This is a genomic window from Sulfitobacter sp. HI0129, from assembly GCF_001635395.1.
In the GTDB taxonomy this organism is placed as follows: Bacteria; Pseudomonadota; Alphaproteobacteria; order Rhodobacterales; family Rhodobacteraceae; genus Sulfitobacter.
Genome location: NZ_LWGH01001049.1, coordinates 1 through 211 on the forward strand (window position 1 = coordinate 1; position 211 = coordinate 211).

Annotated in this window: 1 pseudogene; it reads left to right on the forward strand. The window is 55.0% G+C overall.

What is annotated here, in order from left to right:
* Nucleotides 1–158 (forward strand): annotated as a pseudogene (locus tag A3764_RS22450) (protein-L-isoaspartate(D-aspartate) O-methyltransferase); the annotation flags it as partial.
* Between the last annotated feature and the right edge of the window lie 53 nt (nt 159–211).

Consider the following 211-nt stretch of genomic DNA (forward strand, 5'->3'; position numbering starts at 1 on the left):
AGTTGAAGGAAGGGGGAATCATGGTTCTGCCGGTGGGCCAGTCGGACGCGGTACAGCACCTAATCCGGGTGCGGAAAACCGCCAACGGCCTTGAATACGACGAATTACGCGCCGTTCGATTTGTTCCACTGCTGGAAGGATTGGGAAAAGAGACGTAAAGAGTTTACGATAATCCCGAACCCCGGAGCACATGGGGACAGCAGAACGAGGA